The 23,350-nt window shown below is 73.5% G+C and carries 21 protein-coding genes and 1 pseudogene; 7 read left to right on the top strand and 15 right to left on the bottom strand.

Annotated features, from left to right (window positions below; translation table 11 throughout):
- The first annotated feature begins 110 nt into the window (after positions 1-110).
- The gene (locus OP86_RS24810) at positions 111-401 is read left to right on the top strand and encodes a muconolactone Delta-isomerase family protein (RefSeq protein WP_030058016.1); all 291 of its coding nucleotides are present in this window, start codon (positions 111-113) and stop codon (positions 399-401) included.
- A gap of 53 nt (positions 402-454) precedes the next feature.
- Here OP86_RS24810 and OP86_RS24805 read toward each other — a convergent pair whose 3' ends face one another.
- The 4 genes from OP86_RS24805 to asnB form a co-directional block, all read right to left on the bottom strand.
- The gene (locus tag OP86_RS24805; RefSeq protein ID WP_030058017.1) at positions 455-868 is read right to left on the bottom strand and encodes a hypothetical protein; all 414 of its coding nucleotides are present in this window, start codon (positions 866-868) and stop codon (positions 455-457) included.
- A gap of 153 nt (positions 869-1,021) precedes the next feature.
- Positions 1,022-2,446 carry a pyridoxal phosphate-dependent decarboxylase family protein gene (locus OP86_RS24800; RefSeq protein WP_033333253.1) on the bottom strand — a complete coding sequence of 475 codons (1,425 nt, stop codon included), beginning with the start codon at positions 2,444-2,446 and terminating at the stop codon, positions 1,022-1,024.
- A gap of 132 nt (positions 2,447-2,578) precedes the next feature.
- On the bottom strand, positions 2,579-3,697 hold the full coding sequence (locus OP86_RS24795) for a hypothetical protein (RefSeq protein WP_033333250.1): 1,119 nt from the start codon (positions 3,695-3,697) through the stop codon (positions 2,579-2,581).
- 231 nt (positions 3,698-3,928) lie between these two features.
- Complete coding sequence (gene asnB, locus OP86_RS24790) at positions 3,929-5,806, bottom strand: asparagine synthase (glutamine-hydrolyzing) (protein WP_030256624.1); 1,878 nt, start codon at positions 5,804-5,806, stop codon at positions 3,929-3,931.
- A 171-nt stretch (positions 5,807-5,977) separates the two neighbouring features.
- On the opposite strand from asnB, the gene OP86_RS24785 reads away from it, so the two are divergent.
- Both OP86_RS24785 and glmS read left to right on the top strand, forming a co-directional pair.
- Positions 5,978-6,253 carry a hypothetical protein gene (locus OP86_RS24785; protein WP_030058022.1) on the top strand — a complete coding sequence of 92 codons (276 nt, stop codon included), beginning with the start codon at positions 5,978-5,980 and terminating at the stop codon, positions 6,251-6,253.
- Between the two features lie 96 nt (positions 6,254-6,349).
- On the top strand, positions 6,350-8,176 hold the full coding sequence (glmS, locus tag OP86_RS24780; RefSeq protein WP_030058023.1) for a glutamine--fructose-6-phosphate transaminase (isomerizing): 1,827 nt from the start codon (positions 6,350-6,352) through the stop codon (positions 8,174-8,176).
- A gap of 145 nt (positions 8,177-8,321) precedes the next feature.
- Here glmS and OP86_RS24775 read toward each other — a convergent pair whose 3' ends face one another.
- From OP86_RS24775 to OP86_RS33915, 3 genes are all read right to left on the bottom strand, one after another.
- The gene (locus OP86_RS24775) at positions 8,322-9,293 is read right to left on the bottom strand and encodes a glutaminase (protein ID WP_078588587.1); all 972 of its coding nucleotides are present in this window, start codon (positions 9,291-9,293) and stop codon (positions 8,322-8,324) included.
- 181 nt (positions 9,294-9,474) lie between these two features.
- The gene (locus OP86_RS24770; RefSeq protein WP_051830542.1) at positions 9,475-10,218 is read right to left on the bottom strand and encodes a DUF3152 domain-containing protein; all 744 of its coding nucleotides are present in this window, start codon (positions 10,216-10,218) and stop codon (positions 9,475-9,477) included.
- Positions 10,215-10,898 carry a hemerythrin domain-containing protein gene (locus OP86_RS33915; protein ID WP_030058027.1) on the bottom strand — a complete coding sequence of 228 codons (684 nt, stop codon included), beginning with the start codon at positions 10,896-10,898 and terminating at the stop codon, positions 10,215-10,217. The genes OP86_RS24770 and OP86_RS33915 overlap by 4 nt, the downstream gene beginning before the upstream one ends.
- 333 nt (positions 10,899-11,231) lie before the next feature.
- On the opposite strand from OP86_RS33915, the gene OP86_RS24760 reads away from it, so the two are divergent.
- Positions 11,232-11,447 (top strand): heavy-metal-associated domain-containing protein, encoded by a 216-nt coding sequence (locus OP86_RS24760; RefSeq protein ID WP_030058028.1) that lies wholly within the window; start codon positions 11,232-11,234, stop codon positions 11,445-11,447.
- Between the two features lie 90 nt (positions 11,448-11,537).
- Here OP86_RS24760 and OP86_RS24755 read toward each other — a convergent pair whose 3' ends face one another.
- Positions 11,538-12,113 (bottom strand): DinB family protein, encoded by a 576-nt coding sequence (locus OP86_RS24755; protein ID WP_030058029.1) that lies wholly within the window; start codon positions 12,111-12,113, stop codon positions 11,538-11,540.
- Between the two features lie 100 nt (positions 12,114-12,213).
- Here OP86_RS24755 and OP86_RS24750 point away from each other — a divergent pair, with 100 nt between their 5' ends.
- A complete protein-coding gene (locus OP86_RS24750) occupies positions 12,214-13,212 on the top strand; it encodes a helix-turn-helix transcriptional regulator (protein WP_030256631.1) in 999 nt (332 codons plus the stop codon).
- Positions 13,213-13,507: 295 nt separating this feature from the next.
- On the opposite strand, the gene OP86_RS24745 is transcribed toward OP86_RS24750, so the two are convergent.
- Positions 13,508-14,842: an aminotransferase-like domain-containing protein gene (locus tag OP86_RS24745; protein WP_030058032.1), complete on the bottom strand. Its 1,335-nt coding sequence runs from the start codon at positions 14,840-14,842 to the stop codon at positions 13,508-13,510.
- A gap of 183 nt (positions 14,843-15,025) precedes the next feature.
- Between OP86_RS24745 and OP86_RS24740 the strand changes: the two genes are divergently transcribed.
- Positions 15,026-15,802 carry a crotonase/enoyl-CoA hydratase family protein gene (locus OP86_RS24740; protein ID WP_030256635.1) on the top strand — a complete coding sequence of 259 codons (777 nt, stop codon included), beginning with the start codon at positions 15,026-15,028 and terminating at the stop codon, positions 15,800-15,802.
- A gap of 281 nt (positions 15,803-16,083) precedes the next feature.
- Here OP86_RS24740 and OP86_RS24735 read toward each other — a convergent pair whose 3' ends face one another.
- A complete protein-coding gene (locus OP86_RS24735) occupies positions 16,084-17,007 on the bottom strand; it encodes a LysR family transcriptional regulator (RefSeq protein WP_030058035.1) in 924 nt (307 codons plus the stop codon).
- A gap of 233 nt (positions 17,008-17,240) precedes the next feature.
- Here OP86_RS24735 and OP86_RS24730 point away from each other — a divergent pair, with 233 nt between their 5' ends.
- Positions 17,241-17,798, top strand: a complete 558-nt coding sequence (locus OP86_RS24730; protein WP_030058036.1) for an SRPBCC family protein — start codon at positions 17,241-17,243, stop codon at positions 17,796-17,798.
- A 427-nt stretch (positions 17,799-18,225) separates the two neighbouring features.
- On the opposite strand, the gene OP86_RS24725 is transcribed toward OP86_RS24730, so the two are convergent.
- The 5 genes and pseudogenes from OP86_RS24725 to OP86_RS24705 all read right to left on the bottom strand — a co-directional run.
- Entirely contained in the window at positions 18,226-18,717 is a 492-nt protein-coding gene (locus OP86_RS24725) for an HPP family protein (protein WP_030058037.1), read from the bottom strand.
- Between the two features lie 180 nt (positions 18,718-18,897).
- The gene (locus OP86_RS24720; RefSeq protein WP_030058038.1) at positions 18,898-20,268 is read right to left on the bottom strand and encodes an erythromycin esterase family protein; all 1,371 of its coding nucleotides are present in this window, start codon (positions 20,266-20,268) and stop codon (positions 18,898-18,900) included.
- Between the two features lie 283 nt (positions 20,269-20,551).
- Positions 20,552-20,851 (bottom strand): hypothetical protein, encoded by a 300-nt coding sequence (locus OP86_RS24715; RefSeq protein ID WP_033333248.1) that lies wholly within the window; start codon positions 20,849-20,851, stop codon positions 20,552-20,554.
- Between the two features lie 119 nt (positions 20,852-20,970).
- Positions 20,971-22,634: pseudogene (locus OP86_RS37545) on the bottom strand (amidohydrolase).
- A 105-nt stretch (positions 22,635-22,739) separates the two neighbouring features.
- A partial coding sequence (locus OP86_RS24705; protein WP_209440365.1) for a TetR family transcriptional regulator C-terminal domain-containing protein occupies positions 22,740-23,350 on the bottom strand: 611 nt, incomplete at its 5' end.

Raw genomic sequence — 23,350 nt, 5'->3', positions numbered from 1 at the left:
AATTCGCCCGACCGGCCCACGGGGCGCGGGCCGGTCGTGGCGGCGGGCGGGTGCCGGGCCGACGATGGGGGCGAGAGGCGAGAGGCGAGGGGGCGAGGAGGGAGCAGGCCATGATCGAGTTCCTGGTCGAGATCACCACCGCCATTCCCGAGGGCACCGCTGCGGAAGAGGTCGAGCGCAGGCGCGCCGCCGAGGCCGTCCGGGCCCGGGAACTGGCCGCCACCGGTCACCTGGCGCGGCTGTGGCGCCCGGTCGGCGAACGGCGCAGCATCGGTGTCTGGCGGGCGGCCGACGAGGCGGAGCTGCGGGAGAGGGTGCTCGGCAGCCTTCCGCTGTGGCCGTGGATGACCGCCGTGGTGACCCCGCTCGAACCGCACCCCAACGATCCAGGTCCTGCCTGACGGTCGGTCAAGTCGGCTGCGGGGGTAGGTCGGTGGGGATGCGTCGGTGGGGATCAGGCGATTCGGGTCGGGGCGTCTTCGACGGTGTGGCCGGTGGTGGTGAGGAGAGCGGCGAGGTCGGCCGGGGTGACGGAGTGGGGGGTGCGGAGGAAGAGCTCCTCGGGGTGGAGGGAGAGCAGGGTGATCCGGTGGTCGGCGAGGGTCATGGGGGTGTGGGCGAGCGCCCTGGTGCGGACCCGCCAGAGCGTGGTCGGGGGCGGCGAGTGGGGGGACCACCAGGCGTGGAACAGCGCGGTGGCGAGCAGGGCGAAGGCGGAGGTGGCGACGACCACCGGGCCGTCGGGGCCGTCGACGACGAGCTTGGCGATGAGGTCCGTGGCGGTGACGGAGAGGAAGACGGCGGCGAGTTCGACCGTGTCGCGGCGCCAGCGGTGGGCGCGGCGCACGGCAGGCTTCGAGTGCTCCATGCGACCACCATGCCCGACCGGTGTTTCCCGGCCGCTTAGCGATCGTGACCAGATGGTTACGGTCCGCGCAGGGCTGTTACGGGGGCTGTAACCGGGGCTGGTGTGGAGGGTGTCGCGGCGGGTTGTCGGCGGCGGGCTGCCAGGGGCGGGCGGTCAGGGGAGCAGATCGCGGGCGGCGGCCTTGACCTCGGCGAGGAGGAGGCGCAGGTCGTCCTCCGTCGTCGTGGCGTTGAGGAGGCAGGCGCGGAGCATCTCGTCCCCGCCGAGCCGGGCGCCGGTGACGAAGACCCGGCCGTGCCGCTGGACGGCGACGGGCAGCTCGCGGTTGAGGGCGTCGCGGGCGGCCGGGTCCAGGCCCGGGGCGCGGTGGCGGAACGCGACGATGGAGGTCTGCACCTCGGCGAGAAGCTCCAACTCGCCGTCGGCCTCGACGAGTTCGCCGAGGTGACGGGCCAGCGCGGTGCACCGGGCGATGTCCCGGGCGAGGCCGGTGCGGCCCCGGTGGGCGATGGTGGCCCAGACCTTGAGGGCCCGGAACGGGCGGGTCTGCTCGGTGCCGTACTCGGAGAACCAGCCGAGCGCGCCGGCGGCCTCGTCGCGCAGGTAGGACGGGACGAGGCTGAAGGTGCCGCGCAGCTCCTCGGTGTCGCGGACCAGGGCGCAGCCGCAGTCGACCGGGACGCCGAGCCACTTGTGCGGGTCGAGGGCGAGCGAGTCGGCGCGCTCCAGGCCCGCGTAGCGGTGGGCGATGGCGGGGTCGAGCCGGCCGAAGGCACCGTACGCGCCGTCCACGTGCAGCCAGAGGCCCTGCTCCTCGCACAGGTCGGCGATCGGGCCGAACGCGTCGACCGCGCCGGTGCCGACGGTGCCGGCGGAGGCGACCACCAGGAAGGGCAGCAGGCCGGCCGCGCGGTCGCGCTCGACGGCTGCCCGCAGCTCGGCGGTGTCCAGGCGGCCGTCGGGGCCGGTGGCGACGGTGCGCAGGTGCCTGCTGCCGAGGCCGAGGAGCTCGGCGGCCTTGCGGACGCAGGAGTGGGTCTCGCCGGTGACGTAACCGACCAGCGGGGGCAGGCCCGCCAGACCGTCCTCGCGGACGTCCCGGCCCGCCTGCCGGGCGGCGCGGTTGCGGGCGGCGGCGAGGCAGACGATGGTCGCCATCGAGGTGCCGGAGGTGAGCAGCCCGCCGCCGGCCGGGTGCGGGAAGCCGACGAGCTCGGCGATCCAGCGCACGACGGCCCGCTCCAGGTGGACGTCGGCGTGGTCGCCGCCGGCCGAGCTGGGGTTCATCGCGGAGGCGGCGAGGGTGGCGAGCACCCCGGCCGGGGCGGGCGCGGAGTTGACCCAGCCGAAGAAGCGCGGACTGCCGTTGCCCATCGGGTACGGGAGGACCTCGCGCCCGATGGCGTCGACCAGCTCGGCGAGCGGGCGGCCGTCGGCGGGGAGCGGGGCGTCCAGCAGGGCGCGGCGGGCGGTCTCGTCCATGGGCTGCCAGACCGGGCGGTCGGGCAGTTCGGCGAGGTAGTCGGAGACCAGCTCGGCGGTGGCGTGGGCGGCGGCGCGGAAGTCGTCGGCGGTCATGGTGGGCGTCCTCCAGGGGCCGGGGAGGGCGGCGCGGCGTCCTCGGCGCACCCTGATCAGGCGATGGTCGGGTGATCCTACGCAAAGGGCCCGCGCCGAGCGGCGCGGGCCCTCATGGTGAGACCGGAGGCGTCAGTCCAGTGAGGCGGACAGGCCGCTCGCCGAGCGGCAGTAGCCCTGCATCTCCTTGTTGGTGATCTTGGCGCAGAGCCGCCCGGCCGCGCCGCCGTCGGTGTAGTTGACCGTGTAGTAGCTGACCAGCCCCTCGGCGCAGGCCTTGCGCTGCCAGCCGTCGGCGGCGGTGGCGCACTGCTGGGCGGCCCAGTCCTCGCGGTCGAGGTTGTACTTCATGGTCCGCGAGCCGACGCCGCGGCTGCAGTCCACCGCCCCGCCGCTCGCCTTGCCGTTGAGGCACCACTTGAGGGCGTCGGCGTAGACCTCGGGGTGGTTCGGGTAGTCGTGCGAGGACAGGTAGAACGTCGGGGCGTAGAAGAAGCAGGCGGACTGGAACAGCGACGGCTGGTCCTTGCAGGGGTAGAGCGGGTCCTGGGCGAGCTTGTCGGCGGGCAGGTTGGCCTTGGCCTGCTCGTCCTCCTCGTCCGGGCCGAAGAGCTGCATGAACAGGCCCTCGGAGCAGCGGATCCGGTTCTGGTCGGTGGTGAACTTGTTGCACAGGTCCCGCGCCTTGGCGACGTCCTGCTTGGCGACGAACATCGTGCCGTGGCCGACGCCGTGGATGCAGGGGCCGGTGTTCTTGGGCTGGCAGAGCTTGAGCAGGTCCACCTCGGGCTGGCTGGAGGCGTTGAGCATCTCCTCGACGGCGCCGTGCAGGTAGCCGGCCGCGCAGGTCTCGTGCGGGAAGGAGATCACCTTCTGGAAGTCCGCGTTGAAGCGCTTGACCGCCGCGTGGCCGAGCTCGTGCGCGATCGGGTGGCAGAAGCGCACGGTGTACGGCTTCTCCTTGGTGATCTTGTCGAGGTCGGCGAGGGCGACACCGGGGTCGGTGGCGTCCATCTCGGCCATCAGTTTGTTGCGCAGGGTCGAACGGGTCCACACCGCCGGGTCGCCGGTCGGGGTGGCGCTCGCGGCGCCCACCGAGGCCGGCTGCGCGCCGGCGGCGGGGGCCCCGGGTGCCGAGGCGGCCGGGGTCGCGGTGGCCGCCGCGGGCGACCAGTCGGTGACGGCCACCGACCCGAGGCCCAGGACGCCCAGGAGCAGGGCGGTGAGAATCGCGAAGACTCGCGGCTGCATGACGGGATCCCCCGGCGGATCGAGGTGAACGGTTCGCTCCCATCCTGACGGGACGGGGGCGGGAATCCGCGATTTCGCCCGCCATTCGGGAGGTGTCGGCGACGCTACCGCACGGTGCGACGTCCGGGCGCGCCGGGATGGTTCCCGGACGGCGATACTGGTCTGTTGCGCCGTCCGGGTGAGCGTGGTTCAGAGCTCCGGCGTCAAGGCTCCGGAGCCGAGGCCCTGGCGTCACAGCTCCAGCGTGACCTGGTACTCCGTCAGCCAGGCGTCCAGGTCGAGCGCGAGGTCCACGCCCAGCCGGACGGACCGCGGGTCGGTCTCCGGGGCGAGTGCGTCGGCGAGGCGCCGCCGGTCGAGCAGGCCGAGCGCCGGGGACGTCCGCGCGGCGGTGAGCCGGGCGAGCTCGGAGCGCAGCCGCGCCGGGTAGTGCGGGTCGGTGGTCACCGGGTAGGGGCTCTTCGGCCGCTCGGCGATCGTCGCGGGCAGCACGTCCCGGACGGCGGCGCGCAGCAGGCTCTTCTCCCGCCCGTCGAAGCTCTTCATCGCCCACGGCACGTTGAAGACGTACTGGACCAGCCGGTGGTCGCAGAACGGCACCCGCACCTCCAGCCCGTTGGCCATGCTCATTCGGTCCTTGCGGTCGAGCAGGATGCGGACGAAGCGGGTCAGGTTGAGGTACGAGATCTCGCGCATCCGCCGCTCCAGCGGGTCGGCCGCCGCCAGGTGCGGGACCTCGGTGAGCGCCTCGTGGTAGCGGGCCCTGCGGTAGTCCTCCAGGTCGAGCTTGCGGAGCAGTTCGGCGTCGAGCAGTTCCTCGCGCGGGCCGGATCCGGCGCCGGCGATGTTGGTGAGGCCGGCGGCCCAGGGGAAGTCCTCGGTGGCGATGCTCTGCGGGTCGTGGAACCAGCGGTAGCCGCCGAAGAGCTCGTCCGCGGACTCGCCGGAGAGCGCGACGGTGGAGTGGCGGCGCACGCCCCGGAAGAGCAGCAGCAGCGAGACGTCCATGTCGCCGACGCCGTTCGGCAGGTCGCGGGCGCGCAGCACCACGGAACGCTGGGAGGGGTCGGTGAGCTCGGCGGCGTCCAGTTCGATCACGCTGTGGTCGGCGCCGACGTGCCCGGCGAGCAGGCGGGCGTACGGCCCGTCGGGGGTCTGCCGGACGGCGTCGGCGTGGAAGTCCTCGCTCTGGCCGGAGAAGCCGACGGAGAAGGAGCGCACCGGGCCGGCGCCGGCCGAGCGCAGCACCCTGGCGGCGAGGGCGGTGACGGCGCTGGAGTCCAGCCCGCCGGAGAGCAGCGAGCAGAGCGGGACGTCCGCGTCGAGCTGGCGGTGCACGATGTCCTCCAACAGGGCGCGGACGGTGGCGACGGTGGCCGGCAGGCTGTCGGAGTGCTCGCGCGCCTCCAGCGCCCAGTACCGGTGCTCGGAGACGCCCTCGCGGCGCACCCGTACGACGTGGCCGGGCCGGACCTCGCGGACGTCCCGGTACGGGGTCAGGCCGGGGGTGCGGGTGTAGCCGAGCAGTTCGCGCAGCCCGTCCAGGTCCACCACCGGGCGGACGGCGGGGTGGGCGAGCAGGGCCTTGACCTCGGAGCCGAAGACCACACCGTCGGGGGTGGGGTGGTAGTGCAGCGGCTTGACGCCCAGCCGGTCGCGGACCAGCAGCAGCTCCTCGCGCCGGGCGTCCCAGACGGCGAAGGCGAACATGCCGTTGAGCCGCCCGGCCAGGCCCTCGCCCCACTCCAGGTAGGCGTGCAGCACGACCTCGGTGTCGCTGCGGGTGCGGAAGCGGTGCCCGGCCGCCTGCAGTTCCGCGCGCAGCTCGCGGTGGTTGTAGACCTCGCCGCTGTAGGTGAGCGCGGCCAGCAGCCGGCCGTCCCGCTCGACCGTCATCGGCTGGGCGCCGCCCTCGATGTCGATCACCGCCAGGCGGCGGTGGCCGAGTGCGGCGTGCGGCTGGAGCAGGACGCCGCCGGCGTCCGGGCCGCGGCGGAGCTGGGTGGCCGTCATCGCGTCGAGGACGGCCCGTTCGGCCCGGTCGGCCCGTTCGGCCCGTTCGGCGGTGAGGTCGCGTTCGTAGGCGACCCATCCGGTGATCCCGCACATCAGCAAGCCTCCGGTCTTCCTCTTCGTGTTCAGGGGATCACGCTACGTGTGGAGTCGGCGCCGCTTCAAGGGTTCGAGTAAAGACGTGGCTGAGCTGAAAGTCGTAATGTCTGCCCGATTTCGGGCAAGATCTTTGGCTTCCGCAGTCCTGCCGACCTAGGCTGCTCACTCGTGCCGAGCTCACCCCACCCCCACGAAGACCTCCTCGCCCACCTCACCCGGACCAGCCCGCTCGGGCCCCGGGAGGCGGCGCGAGTCGTGGCGGAGGTGCTGGCGTACTTCTCCGAGAACACCGAGGAGTACGTGCGCCGCCGCCACGCCGAGCTGCAGGCACGCGGACTGACCAACGAGCGGATCTTCGCCCGGCTCGCGGAGGAACTCCCGCAGCGCCGCGTCGCGGCGCCGGAGCTCTCGGCCCGCCAGCTGCGGCGGATCGTCTACGGCTGAGCACAGTCCCGAGGCTGAGCGCAGCTCCGAGGCTGAGCGCAGTTCCCGAGCTTTCGAAGCTTCCGAAGACCTGAAGACCTGAAGAGGAGACCACGCATGTGCGGAATCGTGGCTTACATCGGCCCCAAGGACGCCACCCCCTTCCTGCTGGAGGGGCTGGCCCGGCTGGAGTACCGCGGCTACGACTCGGCAGGCGTCGCCGTCACCGGGCGCGGCGGCGGCATCAAGCTCCGCAAGGTGAAGGGCCGGGTCGCCGACCTCGCCGCTGCCGTACCCGCCCGGTTCAAGGGCACCACCGGCATCGGCCACACCCGCTGGGCCACCCACGGCGTCCCCAGTGACGCCAACGCGCACCCGCACCTGGACAACGCCGAGCGGATCGCCGTCGTCCACAACGGCATCATCGAGAACGCCGACGAACTGCGCGCCAAGCTGACCGCCGACGGCGCCGTCTTCCGCTCCGAGACCGACACCGAGGTGCTCGCGCACCTGATCGCCGCGCACGTCACCGAGGGCGTCGAGCTGGAGGACGCGGTGCGGGCCGCGCTCGGCCGGGTCGTCGGCACGTACGGCATCGCGGTGGTCGACGCCGAGCAGCCGGACCGGATCGTGGTCGCCCGCAACGGCAGCCCCATCGTGCTGGGCATCGGCGAGAAGGAGATGTTCGCCGCCTCCGACGTCTCCGCGCTGGTCCGCTACACCCGCCAGGTCGTGCACCTGGAGGACGGCGAGCTGGCCACCGTCCGGGCCGACGGCTTCCGCACCTTCACCGCGGACGCCCGCACCACGCACCGCCAGCCGTCCACCGTCGACTGGGAGATCGACTCCTTCGACACCGGCGGCTACGAGCACTACCTGCTCAAGGAGATCCACGAGCAGCCCGGCTCGGTCGAGCGCACCCTGAGCGGCCGGCTCGACGAGCGCTTCGCCACCGCGCACCTCGGCGGCCTCAACCTGGACGCCCGGGAGCTGCGCGAGATCCGCCGGGTCAAGATCCTCGGCTGCGGATCCGCCTACTACGCGGGCGAGATGGGCGCGCAGCTGATCGAGGAGCTGTCCCGGATCCCCGCGCACAGCGAGCCGGCCTCCGAGTTCCGCTACCGCAACCCGGTGATCGAGGCGGACACCCTGTACGTCGCGGTCAGCCAGTCCGGCGAGACCTACGACACGCTGGCCGCCGTCCAGGAGATCAAGCGCAAGGGCGGCCGGGTGCTCGGCGTCGTCAACACCGTGGGCAGCGCGATCGCCCGCGAGTGCGACGGCGGCATCTACCTGCACGCCGGCCCCGAGGTCTCGGTCGCCTCCACCAAGGCCTTCACCTCCACCGTGGTCGCCTTCGCGCTGCTCGCCCTGCACTTCGGCCGCATCCACGACCTCTCGCCCGCCGACGGGCGCCGGATCGTCTCGGCCCTGCAGGCCCTGCCGGACCAGATCCGCGAGGTGCTGGACCAGAGCGAGGCGATCGCCGAACTCGCCGCCGAGTACGCCCAGTCGGCGGGCATGATGTTCATCGGCCGGGTCCGCGGCTACCCGGTGGCCCGGGAGGGCGCGCAGAAGCTCAAGGAGATCTCCTACGTGCACGCCGAGGCCTACCCGGCGAGCGAGCTCAAGCACGGCCCGCTGGCGCTGATCAGCCCCGAACTGCCCACCGTCGCCCTCGTCCCGGACGACGAGCTGCTGGACAAGAACCTGACCACGCTCGGCGAGATCAAGGCCCGGTCGGGGCGCGTCATCGCCGTCGCCCACCGCCGCCCCGAGGAGAAGCTCGCGGACCACTGCATCCTGGTCCCCAAGAGCGAGCCCGAGTTGGACCCGCTGCTGCTCAACATCCCGCTGCAGCTGCTCGCCTACCACGCCGCCGTCGCCCTCGGGCGCGACGTGGACAAGCCGCGCAACCTGGCGAAGAGCGTGACGGTGGAGTAGCCGTCGTCGGGGCGGTCCTCGCCCCTCGCCCCTGGCCCCTGGCCCCGGTCGCTGTGCGGACGACCGGGGCCCGGTTGTCGCTCCCGGGCGGTGTCGGAGCAGTGTGCCGGAACGGCGGGCGGGGACACGGCGCTGGACCGGCCGGCTAGAACACCGAGCAGCCCGAGAGGGTGGTCAGGGTGTCCAGGGCGGTGACCGCCGCGACGGAGTTGCCGGCCTGGTCGAGGCGCGGGCCCCAGGCGCAGACGGTGGCGCGGCCGGGGAGTATGGCCAGGATGCCGCCGCCGACGCCGCTCTTGCCCGGGAGGCCGACGCGGAAGGCGAACTCGCCGGCCGCGTCGTAGGTGCCGCAGGTGAGCAGGACGGCGTTGAGGCGCTTGGCCTCGCTGCGCGACATCAGGTGGGTGCCGTCGGCGCGCATGCCGTAGCGCGCCAGGAAGGAGCCGGCCAGGACCAGGTCCCGGCAGCTGGCCGTGAGCGCGCAGTGGGCGTAGTAGTGCTCCAGGACGGTCTCGACCGGGTTCTCCAGGTTGCCGTGGCTGGCGATGAAGTGGGCCAGGGCGGCGTTGCGGTGGCCGTGCTCGGCCTCGGAGGAGGCGACCACCGGGTCGGTGTCGAGGCCGGGGTTGCCGGACTCGCGGCGCAGGAACTCCCGTACCGCGCCGGAGGCGTCGCCGGTCAGGCTCTGCAGCCGGTCGGTGACCACGAGGGCGCCCGCGTTGATGAACGGGTTGCGCGGGATGCCGTGCTCGGTCTCCAACTGCACGAGGGAGTTGAACGGGTTGCCGGACGGCTCGCGGCCGACGCCCCGCCAGAGCGCGTCGCCGCCGTAGGCGACCGCGAGCGCCAGCGAGAACAGCTTGGACACGCTCTGGACGGAGAACGGCTGCTCCCAGTCTCCGACGCCGTACAACTCCCCTTCGACGGTGGCGACGGCCATGCCGAAGGCCTCCGGGTCGGCGGTGGCGAGGGCCGGGATGTAGTCGGCGACCTTGCCCCGGCCCCTCGTCGCCCGGGCGGCCGCCTCGGCGGCCTCCAACAGCACCGGCCAGTCCAGGTTCTCCCCGCCGGGCACACCGTTCAACGCACTTCCTCCACCGGCACCGCGTACGGACATGATCGGGACCGGGCGCGCGGTGCGGGCGGCGTCCGGTCCGACCAGGATTATCCGTGTTCGGCAGGGTGGTTCGGTACGGGGTGGGGGGTCGGGGACTCCGCCCCGGGCGTTACGGGGCGTTCGGTGCCGGGCGTCACGCGGCGTTCGGTGCTCGGGGGCACGGGGTGTTCGGTGTTCGGCGTCACGGGGCGTTGGTGGGGGCCTCGATCGGTGGGCCGGTGAGCAGGGTGCCGGTGTCCGAGTAGGGCCGGCCGTTGGGGACACAGCCGTGCAGGCCCTTGATCTGCTGCATCATCACCGGCGCCGGGGCGCCCGGGCCCGGGCAGTCGACGTGGCCGTTGCCGAGGATGTGGCCGACCTCGTGGTTGACCGCCAGCGCGTGGTAGAGCTCGGGCTCACCCCGGTAGAACTCGGACAGCTCCGTCCAACGCTTGAGGTTGATGACCACCTGGTGGGTGACGCCGCAGTTCACCCAGCCGCCCGTGTCCAGCCCGTACTGGCCGCAGATCCGGTCGGTGGACTGCGGGGTGGCCAGGTAGACGGTGAAGTCGACCGGGTCGGCGGGCATCCGCTGGAAGGAGGCGGTGCCGCCGGCGGCCCAGCCGTGCCGGACGTCGCCGAGGACCGCGTCCACCTCGGCGGCGAACTGCTCGGGGCTCTCCGCGATCCCGTTCTCCACCCGCACCTTGTAGCGGTACAGGTGCTCGCCGGTGCCGAAGCGGGCGGAGCCGCCGGGCGCGGTGGTGAACGCAAGCGGGGCCGGGCCGCGGCCCCGCTCGCTCCACGGCTGCCACCAGAGCAGGCCGGCCGTCAGGGCCGCGACCACGGCGAGGGCGAGCGCGCCGTGCCAGGGCTTTCGGGGGCGCAGCTGTATGAGGATCCGTGTGGGGATCCGGGAGGGGTGGAGGCGGGCGGGCGTCTTCAACGGGTGCTCTCCGCGGCGAGGTGGCCGTACACCCCGCGCATCCGCCGGTGGTGTGCGGGCAGTGTCAGCCGGAGGGCGAGGAAGCCCTGCAGTCGGCCGGTGGTGGCGCGAAGGTGCGCGAGCTGCTCCGGGCTGCCGTACGACAGCAGGACGCCCTCGACGCGGGACTGCTCGGCGGGCGGAACGCACCACCGCCTGGCCTCGTCGAACCGCTCCCAGGCGGACATCGGCAGGAGGGAGTGGATCGCGTCCAGGCAGACCTCCTCCTTCGCGGCCAGGTACGCGCGGACGGCCGTGGCCAACTCGGCGAGGGGATCGGCCAGTCGGCCCAAGGGGTCGGAGGTGGCGGCTGTGGTGGTGGCGGTGCCGGCGGCGAGCCGGACGCGGGCGATCGGGACGGCCAGGGCCGCGCGCTGTGCCCCCAGCGCGTCCAGTTCGGGCCGGAGGTAGGGCGCGGCTCCGGCGAGCGTGGGCCAGAGCACGTCCTCCTCGGCTTCGTGGAGGAGGTGCAGGACGTCCAGCATCAGCGCGACGTGGTCGGTGATCCCGGCCCGCAACGGCTCCGCGCCGGGGGCGCGGCAGGCGGCCGCGAGGCGGGCGAACTCGCCGCGCAGGGCGGCGTGGCACAGCAGGAGGGCGGTGGTGTCCGGTCGGGCGTGTATCGGGGCCAGGGTGGACATGGTGGTACGGCTCCAGGACGGGGATCGGCGGTCGGGGCGGCCGATGGGTGACCGGGACCGGCAGGGCCGAGTCCCGGTTCGGCGACGGGTTGTACCTGGAGGAACGGGAGGGGGTGAGGTGGTGGTTCAGGGGCGCGGGGTTCAGGGGCGCGGGGTTCGGAGGCTCGGCGTGAGTGGGCGCGGGGCTCCGGTCGGATGCGGGGCCCGGTCGGTTCCCGGAACCGCTCGATGGTGTCACCCGTGCGGCGTGTCCCTGGGCCTGGCCGCCGGAATCCGGTGTTGTGGTGCGGGTCGATCCACCCACCCCACGGAAGCGCCATAGGAGGCACCGCCATGTCCACCACCGCTGTTTTCACCGTCGACGGGATGAGCTGCGGCCACTGCGAACGGACGGTCAGTGCCGGGCTCTCCGCCCTTCCGGGCGTCACCGACGTCGTCGCGGACGCGCCCAGCGGGCGGGTCACCGTGGCCTCCGCGCAGCCGCTGGACGAGGCTGTGGTCCGCAGCGTGGTCGACGGGGCCGGGTTCACGCTGGTCGGGCGGGGCTGAGGGCGGGGCTGAGGGCGGGCCCGCTGGTCCGCGGGGTCCGTCGGCGGACGCCGACGGACCCCGGTGCGCTCCGGACCGGACGGTTCCCTCTCAGCCCATGCTCTTCGCGCCGTCCAGGGACTCGCGGATGATGTCGGCGTGGCCGGCGTGCTGGGCGGTCTCGGCCACGACGTGCAGCAGCACCCGGCGGGCCGACCACTCGGCGTCCGGCTCGAACCAGGGGGCCTTCGGCAGCGGCTGGGCGGCGTCCAGGTCGGGGAGCGCGACCACCAGGTCGTCCGTACGGCGTGCCACCTCGGCGTACGCGTCCAGGACGCCGGTCAGCGTCTCCCCGGGCAGCATCCGGAACTCGTCCGCGCGGCGGGCGAAGTCGGCCTCGGTCCAGGTGGTGAAGTCGGGCATCGCGGACGGGCCCGCCACGATGAACTCGGCCCAGAGCCGCTCGACCGTGGTCACGTGCTTGATCAGGCCGCCCAGACACAGCGCGCTCGCGGTGGTCCGCAGACCGGCCTGCTCGTCGGTGAGGTCTCGGGTGGTGAAGCGCAGGAAGTGCCGCTGCTTCGCCAGCGCCACCAGGAGGTCGGCGCGCTCGCCGGTGACGGGGGCGGGGGCCGCGGTGGGGGTGGTGGCGGTCGTGGTCGGGGTCGGGGTCGTCGTCGTGGTCATGGTTCTGGCCTTCCGTTCGGTTCCTGCGCTCTCGGACAAGACCAACGCTACGGACCATAGCGGCCACTTTCCGTCCTGAATCCCGGCGAGAATCGGAGGCATGGCGAACACCAGCACCCGCACGCTGCGACTGCTCTCCCTGCTCCAGACCCACCGGTACTGGCCGGGCGGGGAACTGGCCGACCGGCTCGGCGTCTCCGTCCGCACCCTGCGTCGGGACGTCGACCGGCTGCGTGAACTCGGCTACCCCGTCGAGGCGCAGCGCGGCGTCGACGGCGGCTACCAGCTGGCCGCGGGCGCGGCGCTGCCGCCGCTGGTCATCGACGACGAGGAGGCGGTGGCGCTGGCGGTGGGACTGCAGGCGGCGGCGGAAAGCCCGGTGGAGGGCGTCGCCGAGGCCTCGGTGCGGGTGCTGGCGAAGGTGGTCCAGGTGATGCCGGCCAGGCTGCGGCGCCGGGTGGAGGCGCTGCGGGCGGTGACCGTCCCGGTCGACTGGGGCACCCAGGCGGGGGCGGGCGTCGACCCGGACGTCCTCACCGTGGTGGCGCTGGCCTGCAGGGACGGGGAGCGGATCCGGTTCGCGTACACCGCCGCCGACGGGCGCGGGACGGAGCGGCAGGTCGAGCCGCACCGGCTGGTATGCCTGAACCGCCGCTGGTACCTGGTCGCGTACGACCTCGACCGCGCCGACTGGCGCAGCTTCCGCCTCGACCGGCTGACCGCCCCGCAGGGCGGGGGCGCGCGCTTCGCCCCGCGTGTGCTGCCGGCGGCCGACGCCGCGGAGTTCGTTCGCGCGGGGCTGCACGCCATGCCCCGCCCGCACCGGGTGGAGGCGCTGGTCGAGGCGCCGGCCGAGTACGTCCGGGCACGGGTCGGACGGTGGGGGACCGTCGAGCCCGTCGCCGCCGGCCGCTGTCGGCTGCTGATGACCGCCGACTCCCTCGACTGGCCCGCCATGGCCCTGGGCTCCCTGGGCGCCGAGTTCCGGGTGATCGGCCCCCCTGGCCTGCTCACGCTGCTGGAGGACTGGAGCGCCCGCTTCGGGCGGGCGGCTGCGGGGGAGGGTGCGGGTGCGGGGGCTGCGGCGGGGGAGGAGTAGGAAGTCGGACGGGCCGACTTTTGGTGCGGGCCGGGACCTTCGAGTCGGGGGAGAAATATGCAGACCGGTCTACAGATTTATGTGGAGGAAACAGCGAATATGTCGACCGGTCTACTGAATTGCTTCCGACCGTGAGGTGGGGTGCACAGGAAGTCGGCCTGGTCGACTTCCTGTGCTGGTGGGGTCTCGGGTGGGAATGGACTATGCAGATCGGTCTACAGATTCGTGAAGAAATATGCAGACCGGTCTAGTTATTTTTTCCTCGTGGGATGGGACGGGGCGGTGGAGGGGCGGGTCACGGGGCGATGGCGTCGAGGGTGGTGCGGAGGCGGGTCAGGGCGGTGCGGAGGTCTGCCAGCGGGGGTGTGGCGAGGGCGAGGCGCAGGGCGCTGGGGTGGTGGGGGGTGGTGGCGAAGGCGTCGGCGGTGGAGATCAGGATGCCCTCGGCGGCGAGGAGCGCGGCCGCGTGGTCGGGGCGCTGGTGGGGTTCGAGGGTGAGCCAGAGGACGTAGGACGTGGGGTGGGCCGTGGTGGTCAGGCCGGCGAGGGCCGCACGGGCGACGGCCTGACGGGCCGCGGCGTCCGTGCGGCGCTGCTGCTCCAGGCGGGCGACCGTGCCGTCCGCGAGCCAGCCGGTGGCGAGGGCGGTGATCAGGCCCGGCGCGCCCCAGGCCGCCGTGCGCAGGCCGGTGGTCGCGGCCCGGAGCAGGCGGTCGGGCAGGACGGCGAAGCCGAACCGCAGCCCCGGTGCCACGTTCTTCGAGAGGCCGGCCACGTAGCAGGTGTGCTCGGGTGCGAGGGCCTGCAGCGGAGGGGGCGGCGCGGCCTCCAGGAAGGCGTACGTGCCGTCCTCGATCAGCGGACAGCCGTGCTCGGCGGCGAGGCCGACGAGGCGCTCGCGCTGCGTCCGGTCGAGCACCCAGCCCAGCGGGTTGTGGACGGTCGGCATGGTGTACACCGCGCGCACCGGGCGGGTGCGGCAGAGCCGGTCGAGCGCGTCGAGGTCCGGGCCCGCGGCGGTCACCGGGACGGGCGCCAGGTCGAGCCCGTGGGCGGCGGCGAGCAGCTTGATGCCGGGGTAGCTGAGGGTGTCCACGGCGAGGACGTCGCCGGGGCGGGTGAGGACGCGCAGGACGCAGTCCAGTGCCTGCTGCGCCCCGCTGGCGAGCAGCACGTTCTCCGGTGCCGTGTCGATTCCGCGGTCCAGCAGGTAGGTGGCCACGGTGGCCCGGTCGTGCCGGTGGCCGCCCGGCGGGTGCTGGCGCAGCAGCGCCTCCGCGTCGCCCGAGGAGGCCAGCGCCCGCAGCGCCTGCCGGAGCAGGTCGCCCTGGTCAGGGGCGAGCGGCTGGTTGAAGGAGAGGTCCGCCACCCGGGGTACCGGGAGTGCGCGCGAGGGCTCGATGCCGTCGTAGCCGGAGCGCACCCGGACGAAGGTGCCGCGGCCCCGCTCACCCACCACCAGCCCGGCGGCGGCCAGTTCGGCGTACACCCGGGTGGCGGTGGCGAGTGCGATCCGCCGTTCGCGGGCGAGCGTGCGGTGGGTCGGCAGCCGGGTGCCCGCGGGGAGGGCGCCGGAGCGGATCGCCGCCGCGTACTCGTCGACGATGGCCTTGTAGGAAGGGGGTCGCACGGGTCACCTGCCGTCCTGGCCGTGCCGGCCGTCCTGGCGTTCCCGCGGCGTTTCTGGTGCGCGGGAGTGTATCCAGGACAATAACTGGATTGTCCTGGACGAGTGTTCCTAGCCTCGATACGTCCGTCCGGCAGTGAAGCCGGGAGCAGGGCCGGGAAACGGCCGGGAACGGAGCATGCGCCCATGACCATCCGCAGCGAGCGGGACCAGCACGTCGTCACCCTCACCATCGACCGGGAGAAGAAGCTCAACGCCCTCGACTACCCGACGATCGACGCGCTGCTCGCCGAACTCGACCGCATCGACGCCGACGACACCGTCCGCGCCGTGATCCTGACCGGCGCCGGGCAACGGGCGTTCAGCGCGGGCGCCGACATCCCGTCCCTGGCTGCCAGCATCGCCGGCGGGCCCGAGCGGGCGCTGCGCGAGTTCGTCCGGCGCGGGCACGCGCTCACCCGGCGGATCGAGGAGTTCCCCAAGCCGATCATCGTGGCCGTCAACGGCCTGGCGTACGGCGGTGGTTGCGAGGTCACCGAGGCCGCTCCGCTGGCCGTCGCGGTCGAGCACGCGACCTTCGCCAAGCCGGAGATCTCGCTCGGCTTCCCGCCGCCCTTCGGCGGTTCGCAGCGGCTGCCGCGCCATGTCGGCCGTAAGCGCGGCCTGGAGCTGATCCTGACCGGCGACCCGATCCCGGCCGCCCGCGCGGAGCAGATCGGGCTGGTCAACGCGGTCGTCCCGGCGGGCGAACTGCTCTCTGCCGCTCGGGACTTGGCGGATCGCATCACCCGGCACGCGCCCACCGCGGTGGCCGCCTGCCTGCGGGCCGTGACCCGGGGCATCAACCTGCCGATCGACGAAGGGCTCGCGGTGGAGGCGGCGGCCTTCGCGGCGACCGTACCGACCGAGGGCGTACGGGACGGGGTGCGGCGCTTCCTGGACCGCACGTCCGCGTCCCGCTGAGGGCGTGGCCGGCAAAGGCATCTGGCGTTGCCTGGGTGGCGCCGCTGGTGCTGCATCACCGTCCTGGACGGCCGAGTTGGGTGAGCGAGTCACCCCGGCGCTGGCGGCGGCGGGGTACGAGCGGGAGAGCGTGGTGATCCTGGCCCGGCGGACCGGAGGCTGTACCTCCTCGAACCGTCCGTGGGGCTAGCGCAGTTGGAGGATCTGGTCGCCGTCACGCACCACCGCGGCGAGGGCCACGGTGACACCCTGCTTGCCGCCGGGCGGCAGGGGTGTGACGGTCAGGCTGTGTCCGGGCCGGTGGTGGGGAGGGGGGCATCGGCGCCGCAGTGGGCGGCGACGGTGTCGGCGAAGGCGCGGGCGAGCGGGCAGAGGTTCTCCCAGTCGCGGATGGCCCAGCCCGCGGTCAGGGCGGGCAGATCGGGCAGGGGGAGCAGTCGCAGGCCGGGGTGCCCGGGGCCCTGCCACTGGGGGAGGGCCGGGACGACGGCGTGGCCGAGGCCGAGTTCGGCGAGCAGGATCGCGGTGTCCCAGTCCGCGACGCTGGTGTCGAAGACCGGTCTGATGTCCGACTTCCCCAGCCAGGAGTCGAGTTGGGAGCGGGCGACCGAGTTCTGCGGCAGTCCGATGAGCCGGGCGTCCTGCAGGTCGGCGGGCTCGATGCGGTCCCTGGCGGCGAGCGGATCGCCCGCCGCGACGGCCAGCACCCACGGCAGATCGACGACCGGCCGCTGGTCGATGCCGCGGACCGGCGTGCCGAGGCTGATCCAGGCGAGGTCGACCCGCCCGGCGGTGAGCGAGTCCAGGCAGCTCCGGCTGGAGACCTCGGTCTGGAACTCCAGGCTGACCTGCGGGAAGCGCCGCCGGAAGGCCACCACGGCTCCGGACATGAAGTGCCGGATGCTGGTGGCGCCGGTGGTGATCCGTACGGATCCGCCCTCGCCGCGCGCGAGTTCGGCGATCCGGTGCAAGGCGTGGTCGATGCTGCCGAGGCCGGTGGCGACGGCGGCCTGGAGGACCCGGCCCGCCTTGGTGGGCACCACCCCGCGCGGGTGCCGTTCGATCAGGGAGAGGCCGAGTTCCCGCTCCAGCCGCTTCACGTGCTGGCTGACCGCGGACTGGGTGCAGCCGAGGTCGCGGGCGACGGCGCTGAGCGAGCCGGCCCGGCAGACCGCGGCGAAGACGCGGAGGTCGTCAATGGTCACGGTGATCCAAGGTATCGCTTGGAGCTGTCCCAGCAAACCGGTGGATTGACTTGGGTGTTCGGCAGGATCGATCATCGATCCAGGGCCCAGGGCGGCAACCCGCCCGCGGCCCTCGCGGCGTGCCGGACGCAACGGCGGGGGCGCGGGCGGGTGTCGACCCGCACCGATGCAGCAGGACAACAGCAGGACAGCAGTAGGACAGCAGTAGAACGTGTGACAGGAGGGGAACGGCCATGCGGTACGTCGACGGACCGGGTACGCAGTGCGAGGTGTTCGTCCAGGCACCGGTGGAGCGGGTCTGGGAGCTGGTCACGGACATCGCCCTGCCCGCCCGGCTCAGCCCGGAGCTCCACCGCGTCGCCTGGCTGGACGGCGCGGACGGCCCCGCGCCGGGCGCCCGATTCGAGGGCCACAACCGCCGTACGGGCATGCCCGATTGGCGGACGGTCTCCGAGGTGACCGAGCTCACCGGCCCGGACACTCCGGCCGGCCCGGCCGACCACCTTGTCTTCGCCTGGGCCGTCATGGATGCGGACGGCCGCTACGGCGAGCCGGTCTCCGACCTGGCGGGCGCGCTGGCGCGGTGGCACTTCGACCTCACCGCCGAGGACGGGGGCACCCGGCTGCGTGAGTCGGTGGTGATCGGCCCCGGCCGCAGCGGCGTCAACCTTGCCATCGACGCCAGGCCGGAGTACGAGGAGAAGATCGTCGAGTTCCGGCTGGGCGAACTGCGCACCGGTATGACGGCCACCCTCGAAGGCGTCAAATCGGCAGCCGAGCAGGGGAACTAGGCAGTTTCGTTCGGATCACCGGGCGGACCAGAGGAAGCTGCCCGCGATGTGGAGCCCGGCGGGGTAGATGATCGTAGGTGCGGAGCCAGGCCGGGTAGGCGTCTCGGCGTTCCTGGTCGGTGCGGTGGCCGGGGGGTAGGGCGCGCATCATCGGGATGGTGTTGGTGGTGCCGGTGGCCAGTCAGGGGTTTGTTCAGCCGGGCGGCGGCGACGTGGGCGGCGAAGGCGGCGTGTAGGAGCGGGGTGCGGCCCTCGATGGCGGCGGCCGCTGCCAGGGTTGCGCCGGTGGTGTCGGGGGCGGGGTGGGGGTCTCGGGCTGGCGGGGTCGGGCGGAACGGGCGACGGCCGGGGCATCCGATGGGATGATCCGGCCGTCGGTGGTCGGCGGGAGAGAGGGTGGGCGGTCTCCGGGAGGGTGAGTCCGGGCTCACCAGGACAGGGGGTAGCGGACCGGGTGTCCGCCGATCCGTCCGGGCAGCAGGCCGATGAGGACCAGGAGCGTGGTGGCCAGCGCGAGCAGCGGGAGGAAGGGCATGAGGTGAGGGGCCTGCAGGACCACGAGGAGGGCGCTGGCCGCGGCGGGGGAGTGCGAGGTGTGGGTGAGCAGCATCGCGCCGAGCGAGAGGCCGGCGGCGATGGCCGCGCCCCAGGCGGTGCTGCCGGTGACCGCGAGGGTGGCGAAGCCGATCAGGGCCGACATCAGCTGACCGCCGACCACGTTGCGCGGCTGCGAGATCGGCAGGCCGGGCGCGCCGTACACCAGTGCGGCGCTGGCTGCCAACGGCGGGATCAGCAGCGGTTGGTGGAGCAGCACGCCGACTGCGGCCAGCACCAGCAGGGCGCCGATGGCGAAGACGGTTGACCCCAGGATGTGCAGCGGGTGCGGCCTGGGCGTGGCGGCGGGGGGTGGGGTGGGCATGCGTGAGTGCTCCGGATGGGGGATGGAAACCCGGAGATGATAGGCACACTACCGAGAGAAACGTAGGACGTTTTACTTGCCGGGAAACGTCGTCCACGATGTGAAGCGCCGGCCGACCCGACCGGAGGATGGGCCGGGGCCTCCGCCCGGGTCGCGGCCGTGGGCGGGCGAAGTCGATGCTCAGAGGCTGCGGGCCTCGGTGGTCCGGTGGAGGTGGACGAGGACGTCGTAGGCCGCCCCGATCGCCAGAGTGGGCAGCGGGTCGTGCTCGAAGATCGTCCCGGCGTCGTAGGTCGGGCGGGCGGTGTCCAGCCAGGTGCGGGCGGCCGGTGGGGCGGAGCGCAGGTCGACGTAGTAGTCGCCGGCGCGGGCCCGGTCCAGGGTGTGCTCGGTCATGTCCGGGGTGGCCGGGGGAACGGTGACCTTCTTCCAGTCGAGGGCGAGCGGGGCGTCCTTGGTGAGGAAGGAGCCCCGGCCGAAGGTGAAGCCGATGGCGCGGTAGTCCGCGCCGAGGGCGTCGCGCAGGTAGCAGCCCTGGGTCCTGGGGTACAGCTCGGGGTGGGTGGTCCGGTACCCCACATGGCCGTTGTGCGCCGAGAGCAGCACCTTGCCGCCGGTGCGGCGCTGCCACCAGAGGGTGTTGTCGGTCATCACCCGGTCCCGGAGGTTCTGCTTCTCGGCCGTGTCGGCCGGGTCGTCGAGGTCGATGCTCGTGAAGACGAAGGTCTGGGCGATGGACCGGGCGTGCTGCAGCGCCCACGCGTACGCATCGCCGTCCTCGCCCCTGGCTGCCGTGACCAACTCCAGTGCCTGCTGCGCCAGTTCGGCCTTGTGACGTCGTTCGGCGAGCGGCGTGCCGGTCAGGTAGGTGATGGCGTCGTCGAACGGCCGCAGGCCGGCGTACAGCTGCTCCAGGCGCGGCAGCGATCCGGGGGCGGCTTCGCGCACGTAGGAGGTGACCCGGTCGAAGAGCTGGTCACCGATCCCGGGGAGGTCCAGGTCGTCGCCGACGAAGTGGACCGGGCGCTGCGGGTGTTCGCGGTTGTACGCGCGGATCCAGGCGATGAGGTCGGCGAACTCCTGACGCTGCCAAGGTGATTGTGCCAGCACCTGGCCGGCGATCTGCCGGGCGTCGCCGCCGGAGCGGCCCTGGACGTAGTCGTCGACACGTAGACCCGCCGACCAACTGGCCTCCAGTGCGAAGGCGGTGAAGCCCTTCTCCTCGACGAGGTAGCGCAGGACCCGCTGCTTCATGGTGAAGAACTCGTGGGTGCCGTGGGTGGCCTCGCCGAGCCCGACCACCTTCGCGTCGCCGATCATCGCGCCCAGGGCCCGCAGGTCGCCGTTGCGGCCGTCGGGGTCGGTGGACCGCAGAGGGTGGGCGATGGCGGCCAACTCGCGTACGACAAACGGTGCCTGACTGTTCGTACGATCGTCCGGGAGCTGATCCGCTGCTGCCTCCTCGGCCGGGCCGAGCAGGGTGGTGGCCGCGACCGCCGCGGTGGCGGCCAGCAGGGACCGTCGGCCGATGGGCGTGCTGCGTACGGTCATTCTCGACTGCTCCTCGACTCGGTGGGCTCGGTTCGATCCGTTCGCCGGCGAACGCCGGTGTACGAATCGTCGGTCACCGAAGGGCTTCGGCGCGCTGGGGCGTTCCGCCGAGTCGAGCAGGGGGCTAACCCCCGAATGTCGCGGCGGCCCGGGCCGGGCGGGCGGCCGCTCGGGCCCGTGGCCGTCGGGTGGATGTCAGTTGTCGGAATGTCAGGTGTCGGGTGTCGGATGTCGGGAAGCGGATGGCGGGTAGTCGTGTGGTGCCGGTGTCAGGTGCCGGCAGTCAGGCGGAGTGGACGGCCTGCTGAAAGCAGGCCACGTCGTACTGGGACGGCGCGCCCGCGTTGCCGTAGGCCTGGCCGCCCTTGCCGCCGTTCGCTTGGCTGCCGAAGCCCGGCTCGTCGAAGGGGGAGCCGGGGGAGGAACTGGTGTGGCCCGGGGTGGTTCCGCCGACCGCCAGGAAGTCCTGGCAGGTCTGGTTCGGCGGCCCCGGCGGGCCCGGGGTGGGGTTCGCGAACGCGGCGGACGCGCCACCCAGGCAGAGGAGTCCGGCGAGCAGCCCGGTGGCTGCGGTGCGGAGCATCGTGCCTCCTCGGTCGGGCACGTGCGCGGGACCGGGCGGCCCCGCGCCCCCGTGCAGGGTACGGAGCGGGACGGCCCGGTGTTCAGTGCCGTGCAGGGCTGCGCGGGGGCCGTTGTCGGTCAGAGCGAGTCGGCCCGGTGGGTCGGCAGGCCGTTCAGGACGGTCAGCAGGACGGGGAGGTCGGCCAGTTGGGTGGCCGGGGTGGTGAGCGGGTCGGCGGCCAGCACGGTGAGGTCGGCGCGGTGGCCGACCGTGATCCGGCCCGCCAGCCGCTCCTCGCCAGCTGCGTGGGAGGCATTGGCGGTCATCGCCCGCAGCGCCTCCAGGGCGGTGAGCGCCTGGCCCGGGTTGTGCGGGGGCCGCTGAGGTCGCGGGTGGGGCGGCGGTGGCGGGCGCCCGCCATGACGCCCAGCGGCGGGTAGGGGGCGATCGGCCAGTCCGAGCCGAGGACGACGGTGGCGCCGGCGTCCCACAGGTCGCGGCAGCGCCAGGCACGGCCGGCCCGCTCCTCGCCGAGGCGGCGGGACCAGTTGTCGGTGTGGTCGGCTCGGGTGAAGTCGCAGCAGTGGGTGGGCTGCATGGAGGCGATCACGCCCAGCTCGGCGAAGCGCCGGACGACCTCGTCGGGGACGGTCTCGATGTGTTCGATCCGGTGTCGGACGGCGGCGGACCCCGGTCGGACGGGGGCGGACCCCTGCCGAAACGGTGCGGACCCCTCGTGCGACGCCTTCTCGATCGAGTCGAGCGCGTGCCGGACGGCGGCGTCGCCGATCGCGTGGGTGGCGGTCGGCACCCCGGCCCAGTGCAGCTCCTGGACGACGTGGGTGTAGTGCGCCGGATCGGGCCAGAAGGCGTGGGTGGACTCGCCGTGGCAGTCCGGCCGCTCCAGCCAGGCGGTGCCGTTGTCGATCGTGCCGTCCATGAACAGCTTGACGCCGTCCACCCGCCAGAGCCGACCGCCCAGGCCCTGCTGCTCGATCAGCGCGCGCAGTCCGTCCGCGTCCACGCCGGGCTGGCACCAGGGGGCGACCCGCAGGCGCAGCGGCAGCTCACCGGCCTCGTCCAACTCGGTGTAGAGGTCGAGGCTGTCGCCGTTGGCGTCCATCGCGTGGCCACCGGTGAGACCGGCGGCGGCCATGGCGCGCAGCGCGGCGGCGAGGCGTTTTCTGCGCTCGGCGCGGGTGGGCTGCGGGGCGGCGCGCTCGACCAGCTCGCAGGCGGCGTCCTCCAGCAGGAGTCCGGTGGGGTGGCCGTCCGCGTCGCAGACCACCTCGGCGGCCTGGTCGAAGGTGCGCGGGCCGTCCACGCCGGCCAGTTCCAGGGCGCGCGGGCTCGCCAGCATCGAGTGGGCGTCGAAGAGCTGGAGCAGTGCCGGGACGCCGTCCAGGACGGGGCCGAGCGCGGCGGACTCCACCGGGCGGTCGCCGAAGACGTTCGGGTCCAGGCCCCAGGCGTGCAGCCAGGCGCCGGGAGCGAGTCGGCGGACCTCGACGGCGAGGGCGGACCGGACGGCGTCCAGGTCGGTGCAGCCGGAGAGGTCGAGGCCGTGGGTGAGTTCGGCGCCGCTGACCGGGTGCAGGTGGCCGTCCACCAGGCCGGGGGTGACCACGGCGCCCTTGAGGTCGATCACCGTGGCCGCGGGGTCGGCGAGTTCGCGGATCGTGCGCTCGTCGCCGAGCGCGGCGATCCGGCCGTCCACGACCGCGAGGGCGGTCTGCGGCAGGAAGCCGCCGGAGGCGGGGTCGGGCAGGCGGGCGGAGAGGAGGACGAGGGAGGTACGCACTTCGGCTCCAGCGCTGGTGCGGGGTGGGGGAGTTGGGGGGATCAGGGGGATCGGGGCGAGTCGGACGAGTCGGGCGAGTCGGGCGTGTCGGGGGATCCGGTGGGGTCAGGACTGTTCGGGGGCCGGGGCCGGGGCGGGGGCGGTGTCGGGGTTCTCGGCGGGGCTCAACGTGCCGTCGGCCAGGCCCAGTTCGCGTTCGGCGGTGGCGGCCGCGAACCGGGTGACGGAGGACGGGTGGTTGCGCAGTCCGGTGTTGGCGTGGCCGGCCAGGTCGTCGATCACCACCAGGATCCGAACCGCCGTCAGCACCGGCTCGTCGGTGCGGAACTCGCCCTGTTCGACGCCGGAGGCGATGACGCCGCTGAGTCGGCCGCGCCAGCCCTTCTCCTGTTCGAGCACGCGGTCGCGCAGGACGGGGCGGTAGCGGCTGAGGTGGCGGGCGTTGAGCCAGAGCCGGCTCATGTCGTCGTAGGCCGGGCCGGTGGTGCGGGCGAAGAAGCGGGCGAGGTGCCTCAGCGGGGAGCCGTCCTGCGGGTCGGCGGGCAGCAGGTGGCGGCGACCGCCTACGCACTGCTGATGCGCCGCCGCGTGTGACGCCGGGCGTGACGACGGGCCCGGGGGGCTGCCCGCCGCCGCCCGCCCGCCGGGCCACCGCCGGGCCATTGCCGTCGCCCGGCGGTGACCGGTGCGGGGGAGGGCGAGGCTGGGGTGGGGGC

The sequence above is a fragment of the Streptomyces novaecaesareae genome, from assembly GCF_000716875.1.
Lineage (GTDB): Bacteria > Actinomycetota > Actinomycetes > Streptomycetales > Streptomycetaceae > Kitasatospora > Kitasatospora novaecaesareae.
Note: the sequence above shows the minus strand (reverse complement) of the source record. Positions and strands in the feature narration are given on the sequence as shown.